This window comes from Streptomyces sp. NPDC050732, assembly GCF_040654255.1.
Lineage (GTDB): Bacteria > Actinomycetota > Actinomycetes > Streptomycetales > Streptomycetaceae > Streptomyces.
In genome coordinates this window covers 1-23,873 of the sequence record NZ_JBFAHP010000065.1, presented here as the reverse complement: position 1 = coordinate 23,873, position 23,873 = coordinate 1, and the positions used below count along the sequence as shown (strand labels likewise).

At 73.6% G+C, this 23,873-nt stretch carries 16 protein-coding genes; 15 read left to right on the top strand and 1 reads right to left on the bottom strand.

All coding sequences use genetic code 11. The annotated features are described in order from the left end of the window. From AB0H82_RS35885 to AB0H82_RS35855, 7 genes are all read left to right on the top strand, one after another. Window positions 1–198: adenosylhomocysteinase (locus tag AB0H82_RS35885; protein ID WP_362999734.1), on the top strand; the 198-nt coding region annotated here is incomplete at its 5' end. Window positions 199–712: 514 nt separating this feature from the next. Beyond that, window positions 713–1,171, top strand: a complete 459-nt coding sequence (locus AB0H82_RS35880; protein ID WP_362999733.1) for a hypothetical protein — start codon at window positions 713–715, stop codon at window positions 1,169–1,171. A gap of 204 nt (window positions 1,172–1,375) precedes the next feature. After that, window positions 1,376–2,896 (top strand): MFS transporter, encoded by a 1,521-nt coding sequence (locus AB0H82_RS35875; RefSeq protein ID WP_362999732.1) that lies wholly within the window; start codon window positions 1,376–1,378, stop codon window positions 2,894–2,896. 620 nt (window positions 2,897–3,516) lie between these two features. Beyond that, entirely contained in the window at window positions 3,517–4,593 is a 1,077-nt protein-coding gene (gene mvk, locus AB0H82_RS35870) for a mevalonate kinase (protein ID WP_362999731.1), read from the top strand. Window positions 4,594–5,126: 533 nt separating this feature from the next. After that, window positions 5,127–5,408: a hypothetical protein gene (locus AB0H82_RS35865; RefSeq protein ID WP_362999730.1), complete on the top strand. Its 282-nt coding sequence runs from the start codon at window positions 5,127–5,129 to the stop codon at window positions 5,406–5,408. A gap of 339 nt (window positions 5,409–5,747) precedes the next feature. Further along, window positions 5,748–8,150, top strand: a complete 2,403-nt coding sequence (locus AB0H82_RS35860) for an FAD/NAD(P)-binding protein (protein ID WP_362999729.1) — start codon at window positions 5,748–5,750, stop codon at window positions 8,148–8,150. Window positions 8,151–8,484: 334 nt separating this feature from the next. Beyond that, window positions 8,485–9,939 carry a lyase family protein gene (locus AB0H82_RS35855; protein ID WP_362999735.1) on the top strand — a complete coding sequence of 485 codons (1,455 nt, stop codon included), beginning with the start codon at window positions 8,485–8,487 and terminating at the stop codon, window positions 9,937–9,939. Between the two features lie 326 nt (window positions 9,940–10,265). On the opposite strand, the gene AB0H82_RS35850 is transcribed toward AB0H82_RS35855, so the two are convergent. After that, window positions 10,266–10,889 carry a hypothetical protein gene (locus tag AB0H82_RS35850; protein ID WP_362999728.1) on the bottom strand — a complete coding sequence of 208 codons (624 nt, stop codon included), beginning with the start codon at window positions 10,887–10,889 and terminating at the stop codon, window positions 10,266–10,268. 614 nt (window positions 10,890–11,503) lie between these two features. On the opposite strand from AB0H82_RS35850, the gene AB0H82_RS35845 reads away from it, so the two are divergent. The 8 genes from AB0H82_RS35845 to AB0H82_RS35810 form a co-directional block, all read left to right on the top strand. Next, window positions 11,504–12,568 carry a polyprenyl synthetase family protein gene (locus AB0H82_RS35845; protein WP_362999727.1) on the top strand — a complete coding sequence of 355 codons (1,065 nt, stop codon included), beginning with the start codon at window positions 11,504–11,506 and terminating at the stop codon, window positions 12,566–12,568. A 1,355-nt stretch (window positions 12,569–13,923) separates the two neighbouring features. Next, entirely contained in the window at window positions 13,924–15,471 is a 1,548-nt protein-coding gene (locus tag AB0H82_RS35840; RefSeq protein WP_362999726.1) for an FAD-dependent monooxygenase, read from the top strand. A 385-nt stretch (window positions 15,472–15,856) separates the two neighbouring features. Further along, window positions 15,857–17,557 carry a cytochrome bc complex cytochrome b subunit gene (locus tag AB0H82_RS35835; protein WP_362999725.1) on the top strand — a complete coding sequence of 567 codons (1,701 nt, stop codon included), beginning with the start codon at window positions 15,857–15,859 and terminating at the stop codon, window positions 17,555–17,557. Between the two features lie 1,558 nt (window positions 17,558–19,115). Continuing rightward, window positions 19,116–20,018 carry an aromatic prenyltransferase gene (locus AB0H82_RS35830; RefSeq protein ID WP_362999724.1) on the top strand — a complete coding sequence of 301 codons (903 nt, stop codon included), beginning with the start codon at window positions 19,116–19,118 and terminating at the stop codon, window positions 20,016–20,018. A 55-nt stretch (window positions 20,019–20,073) separates the two neighbouring features. Next, on the top strand, window positions 20,074–21,144 hold the full coding sequence (locus AB0H82_RS35825; RefSeq protein WP_362999723.1) for a methyltransferase: 1,071 nt from the start codon (window positions 20,074–20,076) through the stop codon (window positions 21,142–21,144). A 93-nt stretch (window positions 21,145–21,237) separates the two neighbouring features. After that, a complete protein-coding gene (locus tag AB0H82_RS35820) occupies window positions 21,238–22,152 on the top strand; it encodes an aromatic prenyltransferase (protein ID WP_362999722.1) in 915 nt (304 codons plus the stop codon). A 301-nt stretch (window positions 22,153–22,453) separates the two neighbouring features. Continuing rightward, window positions 22,454–22,942: a PhzA/PhzB family protein gene (locus AB0H82_RS35815; protein ID WP_362999721.1), complete on the top strand. Its 489-nt coding sequence runs from the start codon at window positions 22,454–22,456 to the stop codon at window positions 22,940–22,942. Between the two features lie 31 nt (window positions 22,943–22,973). Further along, window positions 22,974–23,873, top strand: a 900-nt coding sequence (locus AB0H82_RS35810) for a 3-deoxy-7-phosphoheptulonate synthase (protein ID WP_362999720.1), incomplete at its 3' end; no start/stop codon positions are given.

The following is a 23,873-nucleotide window of genomic DNA, read 5'->3' as shown; positions in this document are numbered from 1 at the left end:
GCCCAGATCGAGCTGTTCACCAAGCAGGAGCAGTACCCCACCGGCGTCTACGTGCTGCCCAAGCACCTGGACGAGAAGGTCGCCCGCCTCCACCTGGACGCCCTCGGTGTGAAGCTGACGACGCTGCGCCCGGAGCAGGCCGCCTACCTCGGCATCGACGCCCAGGGCCCCTTCAAGCCCGACCACTACCGCTACTGACCGCCCACCGCCTCCCGCCCGCCCGCCCGCCGGGCGGGAGGAGCCGTGCACGACCCGGCAGAGGAGGACCACCGGCCGCCCCCGCACCCCGCCGCCCCGCCCGGGCATCGACGCGGACGAGACCGGGGGAGCCCCACGGCGTGCGCGGCATCGACCGACCCGCCCGCCGGGGGGAGGGGAAAGGGGGCGGGGGAGGGCTGCCCCCCCGGCCACCCCGCACCCCCCCCGGCCGCCGCCCCCGGGTGACCGCACCCCTCTCGGCCCGCCCGGCCGGGGCGGGGCGGGCCGGTTCGAGCGCGCGTCAAGCGTCCGCCGAGCGGCCGGGGCGGGGGAGGGGCCACCATGGCGCCTGCACCCCAACTCCCGGCCCCGCCACCGCCCTTGGCCCGCCACCCCACCGCACCGCACCGCACCGTGCTGTGCCGGGGCGTTGCCCGGGGCCGAGCCCGCCCGCACCACGTCCGACGCGGCCCGCCGCCCCACCCGCCGGCCGCGTCCCCACGAAGGAGGAGCGATGCCCACAGCCGCAGAAGGCCCCACCGCCCTGAGTGACATCGGCGACGCCCTGGCCCGGGCCGGCGCGGCCTCGCTGACCGGCGAACGCGCCCAGCTGGCCGAGGGTTTGCTGCGGGCGGCCCTGTCCAAATGGGAGGACCCCGCCGCCCGGCCGCAGCTCCTGGCCGCCTTCAGCGCCGTGTTCGCCGGGGAGGAAGGCGCCGCCCAGATGCGCGACTTCATGTCCCAGCAGATCTTCCGGCAGCTGGCCGCCTCCCTCGACGAGCCGCCCAAGGACTTCGCGCAGGTCGCCGCGGCACTCGGCGTACCGCCCATGAACATCAACGCCGCACAGGCCCAGGTGTGGGGCGTGGCCGTGCTGCGCTACGTCGTGAAGCTGGAGCCGATCGCCTCCGCCACGGTCGACGAGGTCGTCGCCCTCATCTCGCCCACCATCCAGCGCTACCTGACGGGCTGAGGACCCCCGCGCCAGCCCCGTCCCGCCGCGCGATGCAAGAAGTGCGGCCGCCCCCCTCACATTCGGCGGCGCTGTTTCGTCGTACCGGTGGAGACGGACGCCAGCCCGCGGACGGGCGGGGCGGACCACCCACCGGCACGGGCCGGAATGTCCGCGCGGACGCTTTTCTTGGGTCGCACTTTATTCGGAGGAAGTAATCAGGCCATGAGTACTCTCGACAAAGAGTCCACGGGCGGGGCGGAAGCCCCCGCTGCCGACCCGCGGCGATGGAAAGCGCTGGCCATTTTGGCGGCGATTCAGTTCATGCTCGTCATGGATGTCACGATCGTGCTCGTCGCTCTTCCCGAGATCAGGAGCGATCTGACCTTCTCCACCGAGGGCGATCTCGCCTGGGTGATCAACGGCTATGTGCTGATGGCCGGCGGCTTCCTGCTGCTGGGCGGCCGGCTGGCCGACATGTACGGCCGCCGCAAGATCTTCATGGTCGGTGTGATCTTCTTCGGTGTCGCCTCGGCCACCTGCGGCGCGGCGATGTCCTCCGGGATGCTGGTCTCCAGCCGCTTCGTCCAGGGCCTGGGCGAGGCGCTGTGCGGCCCGGCCGCGCTCGGCATGATCCCCGTGCTGTTCCCCGACGCCAAGGAGCGGATGAAGGCCCTGGGCGTGTGGGGCGGCACCGCGGCCCTGGGCGGCGTGATCGGCTCGGTCGTCTCCGGCGCGCTGACCGAGTACGTCGACTGGCGCTGGATCTTCTACATCAACATCCCCATCGCGATCGCCGCGCTGATCCTGGTGCCCAAGGTCATGCCGGAAAGCCGCATGGAGCGCGAGGGCCGCAGCGTCGACTTCGTCGGCGCGGTCGCCATCACCGGCGGCCTCGTCGCGGTCGTGTACGGCCTGATCAAGGCCGCCGACCACGAATGGGGCTCCTCCACCGTGCTCCTCCCGCTGCTCGGCGGCATCGGCGTGCTGCTCCTGGCGGCCCTGTGGGAGACGCGCACCCCCGACCCGATGGTGCCCATCCGCTTCTTCACCAACCGCACCCGGGTCACCTCCAACGTCGTGACCCTGGCCCTGCTGGCCAGCTTCCACTGCTACGCCTTCCTGCTGATCATGTACATGCAGGACGTGCTCGAGTACTCCCCGATCAAGTCGGGCATGGCCGTGGTGCCGCTGGCCTTCGCGATGGGCGCCGGCATGGGCGTGGCCTCCGCCCTGATGCCCCGCATCGGCGTCAAGGCGGTCCTGGCCATCGGCTTCTTCGGCGCCGCCGCGGGCCTGGTCGTCGCCTCCACCCTGGAGTCCGACTCCACCTACCTCAACGGCGTCCTGCCCGGCATGATCGTGTTCGGCCTGTTCAGCGCCATGTGCTACCCGGCCCTGGTCAACGGCGCCCTCTACCAGGTCACCGGCAAGGACTCCGGCCTGGCCTCCGGCGTGCAGACCGCCATGCAGCAGATCGGCGGCGCGCTCGGCCTGGCCACCCTGGTCCCGCTCGCCATCCGCTACACCACCGACCACGTCGGCGAGGGCGTCCTGCCCACCGTCGCCCAGTCCGACGGAACCGCGCGGGCCTTCCAGGTGGGCGCCGTCCTGGTGGCCATCGCCGCCGTCATGGTCATCCTGCTGATGCAGAAGGTGGACGCCACCCCGCGCAACGTCCTGGCCGAGGCCGACGCCGACCCCGACGAGGAGGCGGTGGCCCAGCCCACCGCCACCGGCGTCTGAGAGCTGCCGGCCACCCCCGAGCCGGCTTGCCGCACCGCCCCCGGGTCCTGCCCCGGGGGCGGTGCTGTGCCGTTCCTGGTATCGCTGACGGCCTGTCATCCCGCCTGCCCCGGAGGTCTGTCGGGAGCCTGTCGGGCCCCTTTTCACGGCCTTTGCGGGCGAGTGACCCACACCACTTCGAGGCGCCCTAGGCGCGGCGTCGCCCCGCGTGTCACTATTCCAGGGCATCCACCCTGCCCAAAAGCATGACAGCGGCGGGGGATTGAGATCCCAGAGCCGCAGGGCGCCCCCCTTCCCGTACGGTGAGACGATTCCCGCACCCCGGGAGCCTGTGAATACGCCCCCGCCCCGCCCTGCCTCGCCTGACAGGAAGCGCGGGCCGGTATTTCACCCCGCGCGCCCACGTCTTTCGTTTCCCCTCCCCGCGTCCGCCCGGCAAGCCCCGGCGTCATTACCCCCGGGGCATTCCCCCAACGGACTTCAGCCGACGGAATGCAGCCGACGGCATTCAGCCGGTGCCGTGCACCGGGAAACGGGTCCCGCCCGAACTCCACGGCGCCTTCGCCGCGGTGTCCTGTCCTGCCTCATTCCGTCCGACACGTCTGGATGATGCGATCTCCATGCAGAAAAGACCAGGGGAGCCGACTGCGCCGACACCACCGGCACCGGCCCCGGCTTCGGCCCCGGTCCGGGCGGCGGTCCGGGCGGCGGCCCCTGTGCGCCGGGCCGGCACCGTCGGCGTCGGCCGCGCCCACGCCAAGACCATCCTGCTGGGGGAGCACGCCGTGGTCTACGGCGCGCCCGCCCTGGCGCTGCCGGTGCCGCAGCTGGCCGTCACGGCCAGCGCCGGCTGGTCCGCGCCCGGCCCGCACGGCGCCGGCGAGGTCTCCTTGACGATGACCGGCTCCCCCTCCCGGCCGGTGGCCACCCAGGCCTCCGAGGGACTGCGCCGGCTGGCCGCCGAGTTCCGCACCGCCATGAACATCTCCCGCGACGTGCACCTTGAGGTGATCCTGGACTGCGCCATCCCGCCCGGCCGCGGACTGGGCTCCAGCGCCGCGTGCGCGCGGGCCGTGGTCCTGGCGCTGGCCGACCTCTTCGGCCGCGACCTGGGCCGGCAGCTGGCCTTCGACCTGGTGCAGAGCGCCGAGAACGTGGCCCACGGCCGCGCCAGCGGCGTGGATGCCATCGCCGTCGGCGCCCGTGGCCCGCTGCTGTTCCAGCAGGGCCGCGGTGAGGAACTGCCCATCGGCGGCGAGGGATTGTTCATCGTCGCCGACAGCGGCGAAGTGGGCCGCACCAAGGACGCCGTCGCCGTGCTGCGCGCCGGCTTCCAGCAGCACCCCGGCGCCCAGCGGCGCTTCACCGACCGCGCCGCACACCTGACCGGCCGGGGGGCCCGCGCCCTGCGCACCGGCACCCTGGAACGCCTGGGCCCGCTGCTGACCGCCTATCACCAGCTGCTGCACGACGCCGGGTTGAGCACACCGCGCATCGACGCCCTGGTCCGGGCGGCCCTGGCGGCCGGCAGCCTCGGCGCCAAGATCACCGGAGGCGGCCTGGGCGGCTGCCTCATCGCACTGACCCCTCCGGAACAGGCCAGCGCCGTCACCCAGCAACTGCACGCCGCCGGCGCCGTCCAGACCTGGGTCCTGCCCCTGAAGGCACGCACCGGCCACGGCACGCCCCGGCCCTGAACCGCTGCGCGTACAGGGCGCGGAGGCTTTGGCGGGCCTCGCGCAGGTCCCCGGCCCTGAACCGGCACACCCGCCCGGCGCCGGGTTCTTCACGGACCTGCGGCGCACGCCCCGGTCCTGCAGCGGGGTGCGGTGCAGGGCACGGAGGCTTTGGCGGGCTCGTACGGCACGCCCCTGGCTCTGAGCCGATGCAGGGCCGCGTAGGGCGCGGGCTGCTCCGCGGGCCGGCCTGCGGGCACACCCCGCTTCTGAACTGATGCGCGTGCAGGGCGCGAAGGCGGCGCGCCCTGATCCTGAACCGGCGCGCCCGCCCGGCACGGGGGGTCTTTACGGGCCCGCCGCATGTCCCGGCTCTGCACCGATATGCGTGCAGGGCGCGGAGGCTTGCGCGGGCCCCGCCGTACGTCCTCGTCCTGTACCCGGCGTGCCCGCCCGGCGCCGGGTTCTTCGCGGGCTCCGGCACACCCGGCTGCCCGTGCACCCGCTGCCCGCACACCCATCCATCCATCCGCACACCCGAGAGGAGCAGGCACATGAGCGGCATCGCAGCACCCGGCACGGGCGCCCGTGTGCCGTCCCACCGAAACCCGGGGGATGACGGCACCACCGGCGCGGCGCCCCGCCCCCGCACCGGGGACAGCGCCGTACGCAACGGCACCCCGCGCAACGGCACCCCGCGCAACGGCATCCCGCGCAAGGGCACCCCGCGCAACGGCATCCCGCGCAAGGGCATCCCGTGCCGCGGCGGTCTGCTGCCGGCGGCGGGCCGGCAAGGAGGCGGCATGGCCGCGGGCCCGGCCCTGCTCGCATGGTGAACGGCTACCGCCCGCCCCGCGACAGCGGATGACGGCCGGCGCACGAGGGACACGCGTGAGGCCCGCGTACCGGATCACACCGGCCGCCGCCGGCCCCGCCGTCCGCCCGCTCACCCTGCGCGCACCCGCCCCGCGCCCGCCCGGCCGCGCCTCCCGGCGCGCCCCGGGCCGGCCGCCGCCCGGCCGATGACCCTCCCGGGCCGGCGGGGCATGCGCCCGGAGCATCCTAGGCATCCCGCCCGAGACGGTGCTCCCCGACCGGAGGCAGCCGGCGCCGCGCCCCGCGGCCTGCCGCCCACCCGGTCCCGCCCCGTTGCGTGACCAGCAGAAACGGTAGACATGACAGCGACACATCGCACGGTGTGCGTGGTAGGTGCCGGACCGCGTGGACTGTCCGTACTGGAGCGCCTGTGCGCCAACGCCCGCTCGCAGCCCCCGCACCACACCGTCCACATCCATGTGATCGACCCCTACCCGCCCGGGCCCGGCAAGGTGTGGCGCACCGACCAGTCCCCGCACCTGCTCATGAACACCGTGGCCGGCCAGATATCGGTGTTCACCGACGCCAGCGTCGACCTGCGCGGGCCCCTGGAGCCGGGGCCGAGCCTGCACGAGTGGGCCCGCGCGCTGGCCGCCGGCGAGATCGACGGCGCCCACCCCGCCGAAGTGCGCGAGCAGGCCCGCACGCTGGGCCCCGACACCTACCCCACCCGCGCCTTCTACGGCCACTACCTGCGCTGGGCCTACGACCGCATCGTGGCCGCCGCACCCGCCACCGTGCAGGTCACCGTCCACCGCGCCCTGGCCACCGCCCTGGACGAGGACGACACCATGGCCCCGGGCGCGCAGGGCGTCACCGCCCCGGGCACGGGGGACATCACCGGCCTGGGTGAGGAGGAGACCACGGCCTTGGGCGCGGGGGAGACCGCCGTCCTCGGCGCGGAGGGCATCACCACCCTGGGCGCGAAGGACACCACCGTCCTGAGCGAGGAGGGCACCGCCGCCCTGCGCAAGGAGGACGCCGCGGTCCTGAGTGCGGAGGGCGTCACCGTCCTGGGAGAGGAGGGCATCACCGCCCCGGGGGCGCAGAAGACCGCCGCCCCGAGCGCGGAGAACGCCACCGCCCCGGGCACGGGCGACGTCACCGGCCTGGGCGCGGAGGACATCGCCGCCCCGGGTGCAAAGGACACCCCCGGCCCCGGCCGCCAGCGCGTGACCCTGGGCGATGGCACCGTGCTGCGGGGCCTGGACGCGGTCATCCTGTGCCAGGGCCATCTGCCGGCCCTGGCCGACCGGACCGAGCGGGACTTCGCCGCCCGGGCCCGCACCGCGGGGCTGCGCCACATCGCGCCGGCCAACCCCGCCGACGTCGACCTGGACGTGCTGGCCCCGGGCAGCACCGTGCTGCTGCGCGGGCTGGGGCTGAACTTCTTCGACTACCTGGCCCAGCTCACCGCCGGCCGCGGCGGCACCTTCACCCGCGCCGGCGGCCGCCTCCTGTACCTGGCCTCCGGCCAGGAGCCCCGGCTGTGGGCCGGCTCCCGGCGCGGCATCCCCTACCAGGCCCGCGGCGAGAACGAGAAGGGCCCCCACGGCCGCCACGAACCGCTGCTGCTCACCCCCCGGCGCATCCGGGAACTGCGCGCCGCCCACCCGCACGGCCTGGACTTCCGGGCCGACCTGTGGCCGCTGATCTCCCGGGAGGCCGAGACCGTCTACTACACGAGCCTGCTCCGCTCGCGCGGGGACGCCGGCCGGGCGGCCCGCTTCCAGGACGACTACCTGGCCGCCGCGGCCGGGCAGGAGCAGACCGACGCCGTCCTGGAGGGCTACGGCATCGGCGACAAGGACCGCTTCGACTGGGACCTGCTGGCCCGCCCCTACCGCCACCGGCAGTTCACCGGCCCGCACGACTTCACCGGCTGGCTCCTGGACCACCTGCGCCAGGACGTCGCCGAGGCCCGCTCCGGCAACGTCAACGGCCCCCTCAAGGCGGCCCTGGACGTCCTCAGGGACCTGCGCAACGAGATCCGCCTGGCGGTCGACCACAACGGCCTGCACGGCGACTCCCACCGCACCGACCTGGACGCCTGGTACACGCCGCTGAACGCGCACCTCTCGATCGGCCCGCCGGCCCGCCGCGTCGAGGAGATGATCGCGCTGATCGAGGCCGGCGTGCTGCAGGTCGTCGGCCCCGGCCTGCGCGTCGACATCCACCAGGGCCGCTACGCCGTCCACTCCCCGCTGGTGCCCGGCTCGGCGCTGCACGTGGAGGCCCTCGTCGAGGCACGGCTGCCCGCGATCACGCTGCGCCGCACCGGCGACCGGCTGCTGCGGCAGCTGCGCGACAGCGGCCAGTGCACCGCCCACCGCATCCCCGCCCGCGGCCGGGACCCCTACGTGAGCGAGGGAGTGGCCGTCACCCGGCGCCCGTTCCACCTGATCGACGCGGCCGGGCGGGCCCACCCGCGCCGCTTCGCCTTCGGCGTGCCCACCGAGTCGGTGCACTGGGTGACGGCCGCGGGCATCCGCCCCGGCGTCAACTCGGTGACCCTCACCGACGCCGACGCCATCGCCCGCGCCGCCCTGACCACCACACCGCCCCCGCCCCACCCCGACGCACCGCCCCCGGCACAGGCCCTGTCACCGGACCCAGCACAGGCCCTGTCACCGTCACCAGCACCGCCCCCGGCACTGGCACCGGCCCGGCAAGCAGAGCAAGGAGCCACCCATGCCCACTGACCCCCCGCCTCCCACCAAGGCGGCACCCACCGCCAAGGCGCCCACAGCCAAGGCAGCACCCGCCGAGGCGCCCATAGCCAAGGCAGCCCCCGCCATGCCGGCGACGCTCACCGCCAAGGCGCCCCCCATCGCTGAGGCGATACCCCCCGCCGAGGCGCCCACGGCCAAGGCGGCACCTGCCATACACGCGGTGCCCATCGCCGAGGCGGCGCCCACCGCCAAGGCGGCGCCCAACGTCGAGGCGGCACCCGCCATGCCGACGGCACCCCCCGCCGAGACAGCCCCCGCCGAGGCACCACCGGCCAAAGCACCCCCCGTGCGGGCGGCACCGGCCATGCAGGCGGCACCCCCCGTGCGGTCAGCGCGGCTGGACTCCGGCCTGCTGGGGCCGGTCTGGGCGGACGCCCCCGTGGCGGATGCGGTGTCCGACGGCGCGTGGCTGCAGGCCATGCTGGATGCCGAGGCGGCCCTGAGCCGGGCCCAGGCCCGCCTGGGCACGGTGCCCGCGGCCGCCGCCCAGGCGATCACCGCCGCCGCCCGCGCCGAGCGCCTGGACCTGGCCGCGCTGGCCGCCGAGGCCCGCCAGTCCGCCAACCCGGTGGTCGCCCTGGTACGGGAGTTCACCGCGCTGGTGGCCGCCCAGGACCCGGACGCGGCCGCCTATGTGCACCGCGGCTCCACCAGCCAGGACATCTTCGACACCGCGGCCGTCCTGGTCGCCCACCGGGCGCTGCGCCTGATCCGCGCCGACCTGCACCGCATCCAGCAGGAGCTGGCCGTCCTGGCCCGCACCCACCGCGACACCCTGATGGCGGGCCGCACCCTGGCCCTGCACGCGGTGCCCACGACCTTCGGCTGCAAGGCGGCGGGCTGGCGCCATCTCGTTCTGGACGCGGCGGACCAGCTCACCGCGCTCAGCGCGCGCGGGCCGGTCCAGCTCGGCGGGGCCGCCGGCACCCTGGCCGGCTACCTCGAACACGCCCCGGGCGCCGACCCGGGCGCCTACACCGCGGCCCTCACCGAGGCGTTCGCGGACGAACTGGGGCTGTGCGCCCCGCTGTTGCCCTGGCATGTGCTGCGTACCCCCGTGGTGGAGCTGGCCCACGGGGCCGCGTTCACCTGCACCGCCCTGGGCAAGATCGCGGTGGATGTGCTGTCGCTGACCCGCACCGAGGTCGGCGAGGTCCACGAGCCGGCTCCCGCCGGGCGCGGCGCGTCCTCGGCGATGCCGCACAAACGCAATCCGGTGCTGGCCACCGCCATCCGCTCCGCCGCCCTGCAGGCACCGCAGCTGGCGGCGGGCGTGCTGGGCTGCATGCTGAGCGAGGACGAGCGCTCCGCCGGTGCCTGGCACGCCGAATGGGAGCCGCTGCGCGCCCTGCTGCGGCTGGCCGGGGGAGCGGCGCACCAGGCGGTGGAGCTGGTCTGCCACCTGTCGGTGGACGCCGGGCGGATGCGCGCCAACACCGACCTGACCGCGGGGCAGATCGTCTCCGAGCGGATCGCCGCCGCGCTGGCCCCGCTGCTGGGCAAGGCCGCCGCGCGCGAGGTGCTGAACGCGGCCTCCGCCCGGGCGGCACACACCGGCCGGCCGCTGGCCGAGGTCCTGGACCGCGACGAGCGGGCGGCGGCCGCCCTGAGCGGCGCCCCCCGTACCGACCTGTTCGCCCCCCAGGCCTACACCGGGGCCGCGGCCGCGCTGACCGAGCGCGCCCTGTCCCGCGCACCGCTTGCCGCGGGCCAGGAGCCCGCAGGCCCGGCGGCCGCCGCCGGCGACCACCACAGGTGAGCGCGGCGGCGGCCACCCCGGGCCACCGGCCCACGGCACAGCCACGGCGGACACAGGCACAGGCACAGGCACGGACACGGACACGGACGCAACGGGTGCGTACGGCCGGGACGGGCCGGCCCGGGGCCGGGTCTGGGTCCGGGGCGGTCAGCGCTGGCGCTGGAGAGCGATCTCAGTGAGCTCTTCTATGTCGAATTCCGAGCGCCCTGGGGTGCCGTAGCGGGTTATCTTGCCCCGGCTCACCCACTTGCGGATGGTCGCTTCGGACACACCCGTGGCCAGAGCGGCCACATTCGTGGGCACGAGCCGGTGGCGCGGGGGGCGGTTCATGCGGCGTCCTTCCGTTGCCGGTCCATGAGGTGTCGAATGGTGAGCAGTTCGCGCATTTCCCATGAATGTCCTGACGTACAGCCGATACGGCCGCGGACGGCCTTTGCGTGCCGCGGCGAGGTGTTGATCGTTCCCGGGCAGCCGTCCACGACGCACCCGATGACGGGCACCTCGTGCTCCTCGGATTCCGGGTCGATGGCGCGCAGCGATTCCATCTGGAGGCTCTCGACTTCATCGGCGAATTCAGCCGCCGGCGGCTGAGTGGTGAGCCAATCGAGATGGCTGATCAAAAAGCACGCGAGATGCGGAACGGAACGGCCGGGGGAGACGGCCCCGAGCTTTTCCGCAACGAAGCATGACCACGACTCAAGGATCCCGGAAATATTGTTCCTGGCATCGAGTGCGGAAATATTCAGGTGATCCCGCCTGCGGCTTCCCGACACCTTTGTCGGATTCCGCCGCCGGGACGTCGGAAGAATGTGGTGCAGTCCTTCCTGGTGGAGACCGGGAAGGGTGCGCAGGTTACGTTCCAGCTGCTCGGTGCAGGGGGTGCAGAGGACGGAACCGGCGACGGCGGGGACTTCCTGAGCATGGTTCCTGGGGCATGAGTGAAACTCCATTGAATCTCCTTCATGAGCGGACGCGCCCCGCACCCGGCCCGGAGCGCAGGGCTCCGTGCCGGATGCTGTAGTGAATGCTGGATCGATGGCCCCCGGGGGAGAGGGGGCATGGCCGGAGCCCCAGAAAATGGGCCGCTGAAAGACGCCGCGATGCGCGGGACGGTCTTTTAGGAAATTCCGGCGTACGAGATGGAACCGGCCCGCCGAGTGCAGGCCCCGATGTGCTCTCTGGATACGGCCGTCATGCGCCTTCCGTCCCCCCGTTGTTGCCCCGAATCCCACGGCCGCCTAGCCGCAGCCATGGGTGCACTCGGAGAGTTCCATGAGCGGTCGGGGAGTGTCAACGTGCGCCCCGCCGGGAAGAGAGCGGTAATCCGGCGGTGTGTAAATTTTTCATTTCGTAATCGATCTGCCCTAAAGGGGAACTCTAGATTCCTCTTTTCTGGAGGGAAACTCCAGGGGTTCTTCAGGCCGCCCGGCCCCCGCTGCCCGCCCCGCTCCCGGAGCAGGGCGGGCGCCGGGCCCGGAGCGGCAGCGGCGGCGGCCCGCCGGCCCCCGCCGCTGTTACCGCCCACCCCCGTGTTCGACTTCTACGCAAGGGAAAAGCTGTGGCTATGGAAATGGCCTGTATCGGTAGTGACCAGGAATTGGCCGCCTCGGCGCGCCGCACCCGTGAACAACTGCTGGAACGGATGGAGGGCCGTTTGCGGGCCTTCCTCCGCGCCGAGCACGCCTTATGGGCGGAGGTGAACGAACGGGCGGTCGGCGCCGTCGCGGCGCTCACCGACCTGGTCGCGGCGGGCGGCAAACGCATCCGGCCCGCCTTCTGCATCGCCGGCTACCTCGCCGCCGGCGGCGACCCGGACGATCCCGCGGTGGTGGCGGCCGCCGCCGCCCTGGAGATGCTGCACGCCTCGGCCCTCATCCACGACGACGTCATCGACGCCTCCAGCCACCGGCGCGGCCTGCCCACCGTGCACGCCCGGCACTCCGCGCTGCACGGCCGCAACGGCTGGCAGGGCGAGTCCCGCCGCTACGGCGAGGGCGTGGCCATCCTCGTCGGCGACCTGGCGCTGGTCTACTCCGAGCAGCTGATGGCCGCGGCGCCCCCCGCGGTCCTGCCGGTGTGGAGCACCCTGCGCTCGGAGCTGATGATCGGCCAGTACATGGACATGACCGCGGCCGCCGAGTTCCTGGTCGACCCCCGCCTCTCCCGCTGGATCGCCCTGGCCAAGTCCGGCCACTACACCATCCACCGCCCCCTGGTGGTGGGGGCGAGCGCGGCCGGGCGGGCCGATCTGGCCCCCGCCTTCGAAAAGTACGGCGAAGCGGTCGGCGAGGCCTTCCAGCTCCGCGACGACCTGCTGGACGCCTTCGGGGACTTCGCCGACACCGGCAAGCCCGCCGGCCTCGACTTCAGCCAGCACAAGATGACCCTGCTGCTGAGCTGGGCGATGCAGCGCGACGCCCGCATCCACAGCCTGATCACCGAACCCGGCCACACCCCCGACGAGGTGCGCCGCCGCCTCGCGGACACCGGGGTCCCCGACGACGTCGAAAAGCACATCGCCGGCCTCGTCGAACAGGGCTGCGAGGCCATCGCCGACGTCCCCATCGACCCGGTCTGGCGCACCGAACTGACCACCATGGCCACCCAGGCCGCCTACCGCACCACCTGACCCCACCGCCCCGCCCGCACGCCCCGAGGGGCCGGCCCCGGCCGCCCCCTCGGGGGGGAAAACCGGGCGCGGACCGGCCCCGCCCTGCCCCCGGTACGCCCCGGAGGCGGGGCGGGGCCCAGGCGCTCCCGGCGCGCCCGCAGTCCCAGCCCGGCCGCACTGCCGCCCCCGCCCGCACGCCCCGGAGGGGCGCCCCCTGGCCGCCTCCTCGGGGGAAACCGGCCGCCACCGGCCGCACCGGGCGCGGACCGCCCCAGCTCTGCCCCCGGTACGCACAGGAGGCGCGGGCCCCGGCCGCCGGCGCACCCGCAGTCCCAGCCCGGCCGCACCGGGCGCGGGCCGGCCCCGCCCTGTCCCCGGTACGGACAGGAGGCGGGGCGGGCCTCTGGCAGCTCCGGCGCGGCCGCAGTCCCAGCCCGGCCGCACTGCCGCCCCCGCCCGCACGCCCCCGAGGGGGCGCCCCCTGGCCGCCCCCTCGGGGGAAACCGGCCGCCACCGGGCGCGGACCGGCCCATCCCGCCCCCGGTACGCCCCGGAGGCGGGGCGGGGCCCCAGGCGCTCCCGGCGCGCCCGCAGCCCCAGCCCGGCTGCCCGCCATCGCGCCCGCACGCCCCGGAGGGCGGACCCCTGGCCGCCCCCTCGGGGGAAGCCGGCCGCACCGGGCGCGGACCGGCCCAGCTTTGCGCCCGGTACGCACGGGAGGCGGGGCGGGCCCCCAGTAGCCCCCGTACGCCCGCAGTCCCAGCCCGGCCGCACCGGGCGTGGACCAGCCCCGCCCCGCCCCGGTACGCACCGAAGGCGGGGCGAGCCCCGGCCGCCCCCGGCGCACCCGCAACTCCAAGACCCGCCACCCGGCCACGCCGCCACCCCGCCACCCTCCCCCCCACCCGATTCCGGCCAACTGCCGCCCGGCGGCGTACAGTTCGGCGCGGCGTGTCTGCCGCGGGTGTCTTTGGGAGAGCTCACCGCGGCGGATGCGCCGCCACCCAGCGCCGGGGGGCACCGGGGGCTCCGGGTGGCCGATGCGGGGGAGCGGTCGGCGGGCGCGGGGCGGTGGCGGGCGGGGGTGCTCGATGCGCGGCGGAGGGATCGTCGTGGGCGCCTTGAGGAGCGCTTGAAGCAGGCGGCCGCCCCAGGTGCCCGTGCGCCGCGGGACAGGGCCGTCACGAAGGGCCGGGACAGGGGCCCCACCAGGCAAGTCGGGCCCCGGGCGGGGCAGTTCGGGCCGGCCGGCGACCGGCCCGCGGGCGGGGGCGGCAGCGGCCGGGCGGGGGCGGGCAGTTGGGCGAAGAGTGCCGCACGGGCGGCCCCGCCCCGCATGATGCAACCACAAGCGCACCGGAAGGGCGGCCAAGATGAGTTCGGACGCACACGGGGTCGACGCGAGCGGCGGCCGCGGCCACGCCGTGGTGATCGGTTCGGGCTTCGCCGGGCTCACCGCGGCCCGGGCCCTGGCCAACTCCGTGGACCGGGTCACCGTGATCGAACGCGACCCGCTGCCGCCCGGCGCCGCCCGGCGCCCGGGCCTGGCCCAGGCCCGGCACACCCACACCCTGACCACCGCCGCCCAGCAGGGCCTGGAACAGCTCTTCCCCGGCATCGGCGGCGACCTGCGGCGCGCCGGCGCCGTCGAGGTCCGCCTGCCGGAGGACGCCCTGGTGCTGGGCCCGGCCGGCTGGCTGCCCCGCTTCACCTCGGGCCTGACGATGCTCAGCGCCGGCCGCGACCTGATCGACGCGGTGCTGCGCGAGCGGCTGCGCACCCAACCCGCGGTGCACTTCCTGCCCGGCCACGAGGTGCTGGCCCTGCAGCCCGACCGCCACGACACCGTCACCGGCGTGTGGGTGCGCGCCCGCAACCGCCGCCGCCCCGGCGGCTGGGACACCGAACACCTGATATCCGCCGACTTCGTGGTGGACGCCTCCGGACGCCACTCCCGCGCCCCGCACTGGCTGGCCGCACTGGGCTACGAGGCGCCGGCCGAGACGGTGGCCGCCACCGGCACCACGTACGTCTCCAGCGTGTTCGCCCCGCCCGTCGGCCACGTCGCCGACTGGCAGAGCCTGCTGCTCATGGCCGGCCCCGACAACCCCCGCCAGGGCACCCTCACCCCCATCGAGGGCGGCCGCTGGTCGGTGACGCTCACCCTGGCCCAGGGCGAACGGCCGCCCGCCGACCACGCGGGCCTGCTGCGCGCCGCGGGCCGGCTGCGCCACCCGCTGCTGCACGACCTCCTGCGGACCGCCACCCCGCTGGGCCCCGTCTACGCCGGCACCGGCACCGACAACCGCTGGCGCCACTACGAGAAACAGCGCCGCTGGCCCGACCAGTTCCTCGTCATCGGCGACGCCCTGGCAGCCGTGGACCCCGCCCACGGCCAGGGCATGACCCTGGCCGTGCAGGGCGCCCTGGTCCTGGACCACGTCCTGGCCGGCCACGGCACCACCGTCGGCCTGGCCTACCGGCTGCGCCGCGCGCTGGCCCACCGCCTGGCCCCCGCCTGGCAGGCCAGCACCCGCCACCTGCGCACCAGCACCGCCCCCGGCCCGCCGCGCGGCCTGCGCGCCCGCCTGGCGATGCGCTACACCGCCCGCCTGGCCGCCCGGGCGGCCACCGACCCGCACGCCGCGACCCGGCTGCTGGCCCGCCTGCAGGCGGCCGGCCCGCTGGCCGCCGTACCCCGCCCCCGCCCGCCGCGCACCGCCGCCCCGGCGCCGCCCGCGCCCGGCTGGCCGGCGCCGCCCAGCATCACCCACGGCGCCCACGCCCGCCGCCGCACCGCCCCCGCCCCGGCCGCCCCGCCCGCCATCGGCATCGCCACCGGCTCCGCCCGGCTGCACCCGGCCGGCTCCTCGGCGCAGTGGCCCGCCCCCGCCCCGGCCGGCGAGGGCCGCCACCCCTGAACCCGGGAGGCGGCCGCAGGCGCCCCAGGACGCCGACATAGGCTTCGGGCATGACAACAGCGCAGCAACTACCCGCTGTCAACGCCGACTTGAGCGGCCCCAGGGAGGCGCGCCACCCCAACTCCAGCCGCCCCTGCGCCCTGTTGGGCGCGCCCGGGACCACCGGGCGGCGGCACGACTCGAAACTCGCTCAAGAACCGGTGGAGTTGGGACCGGGTTCCGGCTCAAGCTCGGTTGTCCGGCCGCCACGGGTGTCGATAGCGTTCGACCCGCTTCAGGGCACGGGCCCGTTTGCGCCGCTGCAGGCCGCCCCCACCACCGGCCGTCCACCGGCCGGCGCGGGTGTGCCTGTGACCACTGAGCGGCGAGGGGAGGGCGCACGGGCATGAGCATCACCGAAGATGCGCCGCAGCGGGAGCGGACCAAGGCGCCGCAGGGCGAACGCATCGCCGACTGGGCGGACGGCCGGCTCGGGATCTACCAATGGCGCACCCTGATGCGCAAGGTCTTCCCCGAACACTGGTCCTTCATGTTCGGCGAGATCGCGCTCTACAGCTTCATCATCCTGATCCTCACCGGCCTGTACCTGACCATGTTCTTCAACCCGAGCATGGCCCACACCGTCTACGAGGGCCCGCACGTCCCGCTGCAGGGCGTGCAGATGTCGGAGGCCTACGCCTCCACCCTGCGCATCAGCTTCGAGGTGCGCGGCGGCCTGTTCATCCGCCAGCTGCACCACTGGGCGGCCCTGACCATGATCGCCGCGACGATGGCGCACACCCTGCGCCACTTCCTGACCGGCTCCTTCCGCAAGCCGCGCGAGCTGAACTGGCTGATCGGCGTGGTCCTGCTGGTCCTGGTCACCCTGGAGGGCTTCCTGGGCTACTCGCTGCCCGACGACCTCCTGTCGGGCACCGGCCTGCGCATCGCCGAGGGCGTCACCCTGGCCATCCCGCTGGTCGGCACCTACCTGACGATGTTCCTGTTCGGCGGCGAATTCCCCGCCACCGACGTCATCCCCCGCTTCTACAGCCTGCACATCCTGCTGCTGCCCGGCATCATGCTGGCCCTGGTCACCCTCCACCTGATCCTGGTCGTCTACCAGAAGCACACCCAGTTCCGCGGCCCGGCCCGCACCGAGAAGAACGTCGTGGGCCAGCCCCTGATGCCGCACTACGCGGCCAAGGCCGGCGGCTTCTTCTTCCTGGTCTCCGGCGTCCTGTGCCTGATGGCCGGCATCGCCCAGATCAACGCCGTATGGGTGTACGGGCCCTACCGGCCCGACCAGATCTCCCAGGGCTCCCAGCCCGACTGGTACATGGGCTTCCTCGAAGGAGCCCTGCGCGCCTTCCCCGCCTGGGAGTTCGCCGTCGCCGGCTACACCGTCAACATGGGTGTGCTGATCCCGGCCGTCGTCCTGCCCACCCTGCTGATCGGCATCGCCTGCCTGTGGCCGTTCATCGAGGCCTGGATCACCGGCGACAAGCGCGAGCACCACCTGCTGGACCGGCCCCGCGAGCAGCCCACCCGCACCGCGTTCGTCTGCTCCCTGGCCGCCTTCTACCTGGTGCTGTTCTTCGGCGGCGCCAACGACATCCTCGCCGAACGCTTCCACCTGTCCATGAACGCGATCACCTGGGCGGTACGCATCGGGGTGTTCGTCGTCCCCGCCGCGACCTACGTCATCACCAAGCGGATCTGCATCGGCCTGCAGCTGCGCGACCGCGACAAGCTCCTGCACGGCCGCGAGACCGGCCGCATCAAGCGGCTGCCGCACGGCGAGTTCATCGAGGTCCACGAGCGCCTGGACCGCGGACAGGAGTACATGCTGCTCTCGCGCGAGGTGCCCCGGGCGCTGCCCGCCCCGGTGCGCGAGGACCGCGACGGCGTGCCCAACCCGCGCTCGCGCAAGGACCTGCTGCGCCACAAGCTCAGCCGCTGGCTGTCCGACGGGCAGCTGGCCAACCCCACCCCGCAGGAGATGCAGCAGGCCCTGGAACACCTCGACCCCGCTTCCTCCAACGGCTACTCGCCCCAGCCCGACGCCGTGCAGGAGCGCGACCCCGACCAGCAGCAACTGCACTGACCCGGCGGCCACACGGCCGGACCACAGACAGCGGCGCGGGCGACCAGGGGACGGGTCACCCGCGCCGCCCCCATGCACCCCGCCACGCGGATGAGCGGCCCCCCACCCCACCAGCCCTCACGGCCCCCCGGGCCGAGCCCCACCGTCGGGACCAGCACCCACCGGACCGGCATCCACCGGACCGGCATCCACCGGACGCCGACACCCACCGACCACCTCCCGCCGACCACCTCCCGCCGGGCGACATCACCCCGCCCCAGCCGAGCCCCCCACACCACCGACACACCGAACCACCCGCCCTCGGCCCCATCCCCGAGCGCCCCGCCCCGTGCGCAAACCGGCCCCGCCCCTGCCGCCCGAACCCGCCACCACCCCCGGACGACCGCCAACCGGCAGCCCGGCCGGGAGCGTTGGCCCCGCCCGCCTCACCGGAGCGCCCACCCCGGCCCCAGCCCACGAGCGGCCCCCACCCCGCGCTCGCCCCCACCCCGGGCCCTGCCGCCCGAGCCTGCCGCGCTCCCTGGGCGGCCACCAACCAACTCCCTCCCGCGGCGAGTTGACCCACCCCGCACCACAAGATGCCCCCGCCCCCGCCCCCGGCCCCGGCCCCGGCCCCAGAGTGGCCCCCTCTGCCTCGTGCTCGACCCCACCCTGCTCCTGCCGCCGCCGCCCGAATCCCCGCACCTCCTGAGCAGCCGCCAACCCGCCAACCCCACAGGGCGAGTTGACCGCCGCCCACAAGGGGCGCCCGCTCCACCCCGCCTCCGGCAGCGCAAGCGGCCCCCACCCCGCTCCGGCCGCGCCCCACCCCCGACACGCCCCTGGGGGGCTCCCGGGCACCCGACCCGGCCCCCCCGGGGCCGGGTCGCCCGCCAACCAGGCGCCCCGCAAGGGCAGTTGCCCCCGCTCCGCATTGCCGATGGGCCCCGCCCCCGCCCCCTTCCCGCCCCGCCCGCGACCGGCGTCGGGGCCGGGGGGCCGGGGTGCGGGGAGCGGGGTGCATGCGCCTCCGTTTGGAGTGACCCACGTCACTTTGTAGGGGCCTTGGTGTGGGGCCCGGCCCGTGTCACTATTTCTGCAGACCTCCCCTGCCCAAAAGCCGTGCCCCCTCCGTGTCGGAGTGAGGAGCCCCTGGCCGCCGGGGAGTTGTCGCGCCGCACGGGCCCCGAGACCTTCTCCCAGCCAAGAGATCCCGGCCAAGAGGTCCCCGCCGGGAGCTTCCCGCCGGGAGCTTCCCGCCGGGAGCTGACCGGTGACGGGCCCGCGCCCCCCTCTGGCACCCCTCTGCGGGGACACCGGCCGATGCCGCCGTGTGCCCGCCGCCGCGCGGTGCCTTCGCGGCCCGGTGCAGGACCCCTTTCGCGCCCGCCCCGACCCGGCGCCTCCCGCCCCCAGCCCCACCGCGTCCGCGCGGCCCGCCGCGGCCCGCGCACGCCGTCCGAACAGGACGACCACCGCCCGGCGCCCGGGCCGCAGCCGCCTTGGGCGGGGCCCCCGGTGCGCCGCCGATACCCGTGCCGCCGCTCACCCGGGCGCCGAAGAATTCACCTATGGAGGAATGATGTCGGGAAACGCCGATCTGGCAGGTGTCTACGCTGCCGTTGAGGAATCCGCCGGGCTGCTGGACGTGACCTGCGCGCGCGAGAAGGTATGGCCCATCCTGGCCGCCTTCGAGGACGTGCTGCCCACCGCCGTGATCGCCTTCCGGGTGGCCACCAACGCCCGCCACGAGGGCGAGTTCGACTGCCGCTTCACCGTGCCCGGCAGCATCGACCCCTACGCCGTCGCCCTGGACAAGGGCCTGACCGGCCGCAGCGGCCACCCCATCGAGACGCTGCTCGCCGACGTGCAACAGCACTGCGCGGTCGACAGCTACGGCGTCGACTTCGGCGTCGTCGGCGGCTTCAAGAAGATCTGGGTGTACTTCCCCGGCGGCCGGCACGAGAGCCTCGCCCACCTCGGCGAGATCCCCTCCATGCCGCCCAGCCTGGCCGCCACCGAGAACTTCTTCGCCCGCTACGGCCTGGCCGACCAGGTGGACCTGATCGGCATCGACTACGCCAGCAAGACGATGAACGTGTACTTCGCCGCCTCGCCCGAGGTCGTCTCCGCCCCGACCGTCCTGGCCATGCACCGCGAGATCGGCCTGCCCGACCCCAGCGAGCAGATGCTCGACTTCTGCAGCCGGGCCTTCGGCGTCTACACCACCTTGAACTGGGAGTCCGCCAAGGTCGAGCGGATCGCCTACAGCGTCAAGACCGAGGACCCGCTGGAGCTCTCCGCCCGCCTCGGCGCCAAGGTCGAGCAGTTCCTCAAGAGCGTCCCCTACGGCATCGACACCCCCAAGATGGTCTACGCCGCGGTCACCGCCGGCGGCGAGGAGTACTACAAGCTCCAGTCCTACTACCAGTGGCGCACCGACAGCCGGCTGAACCTTTCGTACATCGGCGGCCGTTCCTGACCCGCACACCACCGCGCCCAGCCCGGCACCACCACTTCGAAAGGGACCAGCCGCAATGACAACTGAAGCCACCCTCGCGCGCTTTCGCGAATACATGGTGGGCCCCTCGCGGTTCATGAGCCTGCTGTCCGTCTTCGAGCTCGGCCTCGTCGACCGGCTGCGCGAGCGGCCCGGCCTGAGCGCCGCCGAGCTCGGCGAGGCCGTCGGCGCCAAGCCCGACGCGGTCGAACAGCTCCTGTTCCTGATGGTCAAGGAAGGCTTCGTCGCCCAGGACGAGGAGACGGGCGGCTACCGCCTGGACGCGCTCGCCGAGGTCGCCGAGAGCGACCTCAAGCGCGCCCTCACCTACATGAACATGATCAAGGTGGTGGCGCTGCGGCAGCTCTTCTACCTCACCGACAGCGTGCGCAGCGGCACCATCGTCGGCCTCAAGGAGCTCTACGGCGCCGGCGAGGGCACCCTGTACGACATCGTCGCCGACCACAGCGACCTCAACGACGCCTGGCTGACGCTGATGAACAACGTCACCGCCAACATCGACCCCTGGTTCTTCGCCAACATCGACGTCCCGGCCGGCGCCCAGGTCCTGGACGTGGCCGGCAACACCGGCCTCGGCGCGATCCACACCTACCGGCACAAGGCCTCCGAGGGGCTGAAGGTGACCACCTTCGACCTGCCGGAGAAGGAGCGCACCTGCCTGGAGAACTTCGAGAAGCACGGGGTGGCCGAGCACTGCTCCTTCATCGGCGGCAACGTCTTCGACGAGATCCCCAGGGGCTTCGACACCGTCCTGATCAAGCACTTCCTGGACATGTTCGACAAGGACGACGTCTTCACCATCCTCAAGGGCGTGCACCGCTCCCTGGAGCCGGGCGGCCAGGTCCACATCATGGTGCCGGTCTACCCCGAGGACATCCGGGACACCGACAACTACAACGTCGACTTCTTCCCGGCCTTCTTCATCGGCTGCACCATGGGCCAGGGCGGCCCGCAGAAGATGTCGACCTACCAGAGCTGGCTGGAGGAGTGCGGCTTCAAGGTCACCAAGGCCCTCACCAAGGACCCCGCCGAGGTGCCCCGCGACGTCATCCCCGTCCAGGCCATCCTGTGCGCCACCAAGATCTGACCGGCTGACCGGCTGACCGGCACCCGCACGGCACCCGTCCCTGCCCGCACCGGGCCCTGCTGCGAACACGCGCCGAGCGCACATGGAGGAGAGATGTCCCCAGAAACCGGCATCCAAGAGGTGTACGCGGCCATCGCCGCGGCGGCCCGGCTGGCGTCAGTGCCCTGCGCGCGCGAGAAGGTCCACCCCATCCTGAGCGCGTACGCCGACGGCCTGGACCGGGCCGGGGTCGTCTACAGCATCTCCACCAGCCAGAGCCCCCCGGCCGAGCTCGACTACACCGTCACCGTGCCGGCCGCCGGCCCGGACCCGTACGCCACCGCGGTGCGGCACGGCTTCATCGTCCCCGACGGCCATCCGGTCCACACGCTGCTCTCGCACCTGCAAAGCCGGTGCGAGATCAGCGAGTACCTCATCGACGGCGGCGTCGTGGGCGGCTTCAACAAGATCTACGCGCACTTCCCGCAGGACGTGCAGAAGATCTCCCGCCTCGCGGAGCTGCCCGGCATGCCGCCCGCCCTGGCCCGGTGCGCCGGGCTGCTGGAACGGCACGGCCTGAGCGACGTCGCGATGATCGGCATCGACTACCCGCGCCGCACCCTCAACCTGTACTTCACCCAGCTCTCCGAGCAGTGCCGGGCCCCGCAGACCCTCCTGTCCCTGCACCGCGAGATCGGCCTGCCCGCCCCCGGACAGCCGATGCTGGCCTTCGCCCGCCGCTCGTTCAGGATCTACACCACCCTCAGCTGGGACAGCGCCGGCATCGAGCGGATCTGCTACGCCCCGCCGCCCGCCCGCGGCTGGGACCCCGCGGCCCTGCCCGCCCCCGTCACCGCGCAGGTGCAGGCGTTCGTGGACGGCGCCCCGCGCGCCTACGAGGGCGAGCCCATCGTGATCGCGGCCGTCAAGTGGGCGCCCGAGGGCCACTACCTCAACCTCGGCCCCTACTACCAGCTCTCCCCGCTGATGCGGAAAGTGATCAGCGCGGTCCACAACAAAGAAATATGACGCCCCGCCACTCGTGAAGTGCCTGAGCCCGGACCGCGTCCGGCTCGGGCCCTTTCTTTGCGGCCCGCCCCCTAACCGCCCCAGGGGGCATTCCGCAGTGCTGCCACCGGTGCATGCCCCACCATGCCCATATTAAAGTTGAACGTTACACCGATCCATTGGTGTAACGTCAAAACGGTGTTGATTTGCTCTGTTGAATCAGGCAAGATCACTCAAGGCCGACAGGGGGGATCACTACGCCTGCCGCGTGTCCCCCCAATTCGCTTCACCAAACCTTCACCAAACACAGAAGGGGACACCCATGTCTGATTCCGCCACGGGTCAGGAATTCACCGACGCGGCCGAACTGCGCCGCCGCAACCGCGCCACCGTCGAGCAGTACATGCACACCCGCGGCCAGGACCGGCTGCGCCGGCACGAGCTGTTCACCGAGGACGGCCGCGGCGGCCTGTGGACCACCGACACCGGCTCCCCGGTGGAGACGGTGGGCCGCGACCGCCTGGCCGAGCACGCCGTGTGGTCCCTCAAGTGCTTCCCCGACTGGGAGTGGTACAACATCCAGATTTTCGAGACCCAGGACCCCAACCACATCTGGGTGGAATGCGACGGACGCGGAAAGATCTGCTTCGGCGATTACCCCGAGGGCTACTACGAAAACCACTTCCTGCATTCCTTCGAACTGGACAACGGAAAGATCAAGCGCAATCGCGAATTCATGAACCCGTTCCAGCAGCTGCGCGCGCTCGGCATTCCAGTCCCCGAGATCAAGCGCACCGGAATTCCCACCTGAGAATCACTTCACCGCTGGATCGGAGTACGTCATGGAAGACGTTATACGGGAGATTCGTATCCGCGGGGCACTGCAGCAACCCGACTGGAGCGACCTTTCCCAGCTGAACCGGGTGGGCGAGGCCCTTTCCGCCCGCCCGCCCCTCGTCCAGAGCGACGACCTGGCCACCCTGCGCACCCTGCTCGGCAAGGTCGCCCGCGGCCAGGCCATGGTCCTGCAGTCCGGCGACTGCGCCGAGGACCCCCAGGAATGCACCCCCCGCCACGTGGCCCGCAAGGCCGCCCTGCTCGACCTGCTGGCCGGCCAGCTCGGCCTGATCACCGGCAAGCCCGTCCTGCGCGTGGGACGCATCGCGGGCCAGTTCGCCAAGCCCCGCTCCAAGCCCACCGAAATCATCGACGGCCTCGAACTGCCCGTCTTCCGCGGCCACATGGTCAACGGCCCCGAACCCGACGCCGAAAGCCGCCGCCCCGACCCGCTCAGGATCCTCACCGGCTACATGGCCGCCGGCGACATCCTCGAACACCTCGGCTGGCGCGAACGGGCCGCCGGACGCGACGTCGTCGAACCCCTGGTGTGGACGAGCCACGAGGCGCTGCTCCTGGACTACGAGATGCCCATGCTGCGCACCGACGACAAGGGCCGCCTCTTTCTGGGCTCCACCCACTGGCCCTGGATCGGCGAGCGCACCCGGCAGGTCGAGGGCGCCCACGTGGCGCTGCTCGCCGAGGTGAGCAACCCGGTGGCCTGCAAGGTCGGACCCGCCATGGAGGCCGACGAACTGCTGGCGCTGTGCGAGAAGCTGGACCCCTGGCGCGACCCGGGCCGGCTCACATTGATCGCCCGGATGGGCGCGGACCAGGTCACCGAGCGCCTGCCCCGCCTGGTGGAAGCGGTCCGCGAGGCCGGCCACCCCGCGATCTGGCTCAGC

Excerpts from the sequence above, each read along its gene's own strand:
- AB0H82_RS35880 (WP_362999733.1), top strand. The coding sequence starts at position 713 with ATGCCCACAGCCGCAGAAGGCCCCACCGCCCTGAGTGACATCGGCGAC.
- AB0H82_RS35875 (WP_362999732.1), top strand. The coding sequence starts at position 1,376 with ATGAGTACTCTCGACAAAGAGTCCACGGGCGGGGCGGAAGCCCCCGCT.
- mvk (WP_362999731.1), top strand. The coding sequence starts at position 3,517 with ATGCAGAAAAGACCAGGGGAGCCGACTGCGCCGACACCACCGGCACCG.
- AB0H82_RS35865 (WP_362999730.1), top strand. The coding sequence starts at position 5,127 with ATGAGCGGCATCGCAGCACCCGGCACGGGCGCCCGTGTGCCGTCCCAC.
- AB0H82_RS35860 (WP_362999729.1), top strand. The coding sequence starts at position 5,748 with ATGACAGCGACACATCGCACGGTGTGCGTGGTAGGTGCCGGACCGCGT.
- AB0H82_RS35855 (WP_362999735.1), top strand. The coding sequence starts at position 8,485 with ATGCAGGCGGCACCCCCCGTGCGGTCAGCGCGGCTGGACTCCGGCCTG.
- AB0H82_RS35850 (WP_362999728.1), bottom strand. The coding sequence starts at position 10,889 with ATGGAGTTTCACTCATGCCCCAGGAACCATGCTCAGGAAGTCCCCGCC.
- AB0H82_RS35845 (WP_362999727.1), top strand. The coding sequence starts at position 11,504 with ATGGAAATGGCCTGTATCGGTAGTGACCAGGAATTGGCCGCCTCGGCG.
- AB0H82_RS35840 (WP_362999726.1), top strand. The coding sequence starts at position 13,924 with ATGAGTTCGGACGCACACGGGGTCGACGCGAGCGGCGGCCGCGGCCAC.
- AB0H82_RS35835 (WP_362999725.1), top strand. The coding sequence starts at position 15,857 with ATGAGCATCACCGAAGATGCGCCGCAGCGGGAGCGGACCAAGGCGCCG.
- AB0H82_RS35830 (WP_362999724.1), top strand. The coding sequence starts at position 19,116 with ATGATGTCGGGAAACGCCGATCTGGCAGGTGTCTACGCTGCCGTTGAG.
- AB0H82_RS35825 (WP_362999723.1), top strand. The coding sequence starts at position 20,074 with ATGACAACTGAAGCCACCCTCGCGCGCTTTCGCGAATACATGGTGGGC.
- AB0H82_RS35820 (WP_362999722.1), top strand. The coding sequence starts at position 21,238 with ATGTCCCCAGAAACCGGCATCCAAGAGGTGTACGCGGCCATCGCCGCG.
- AB0H82_RS35815 (WP_362999721.1), top strand. The coding sequence starts at position 22,454 with ATGTCTGATTCCGCCACGGGTCAGGAATTCACCGACGCGGCCGAACTG.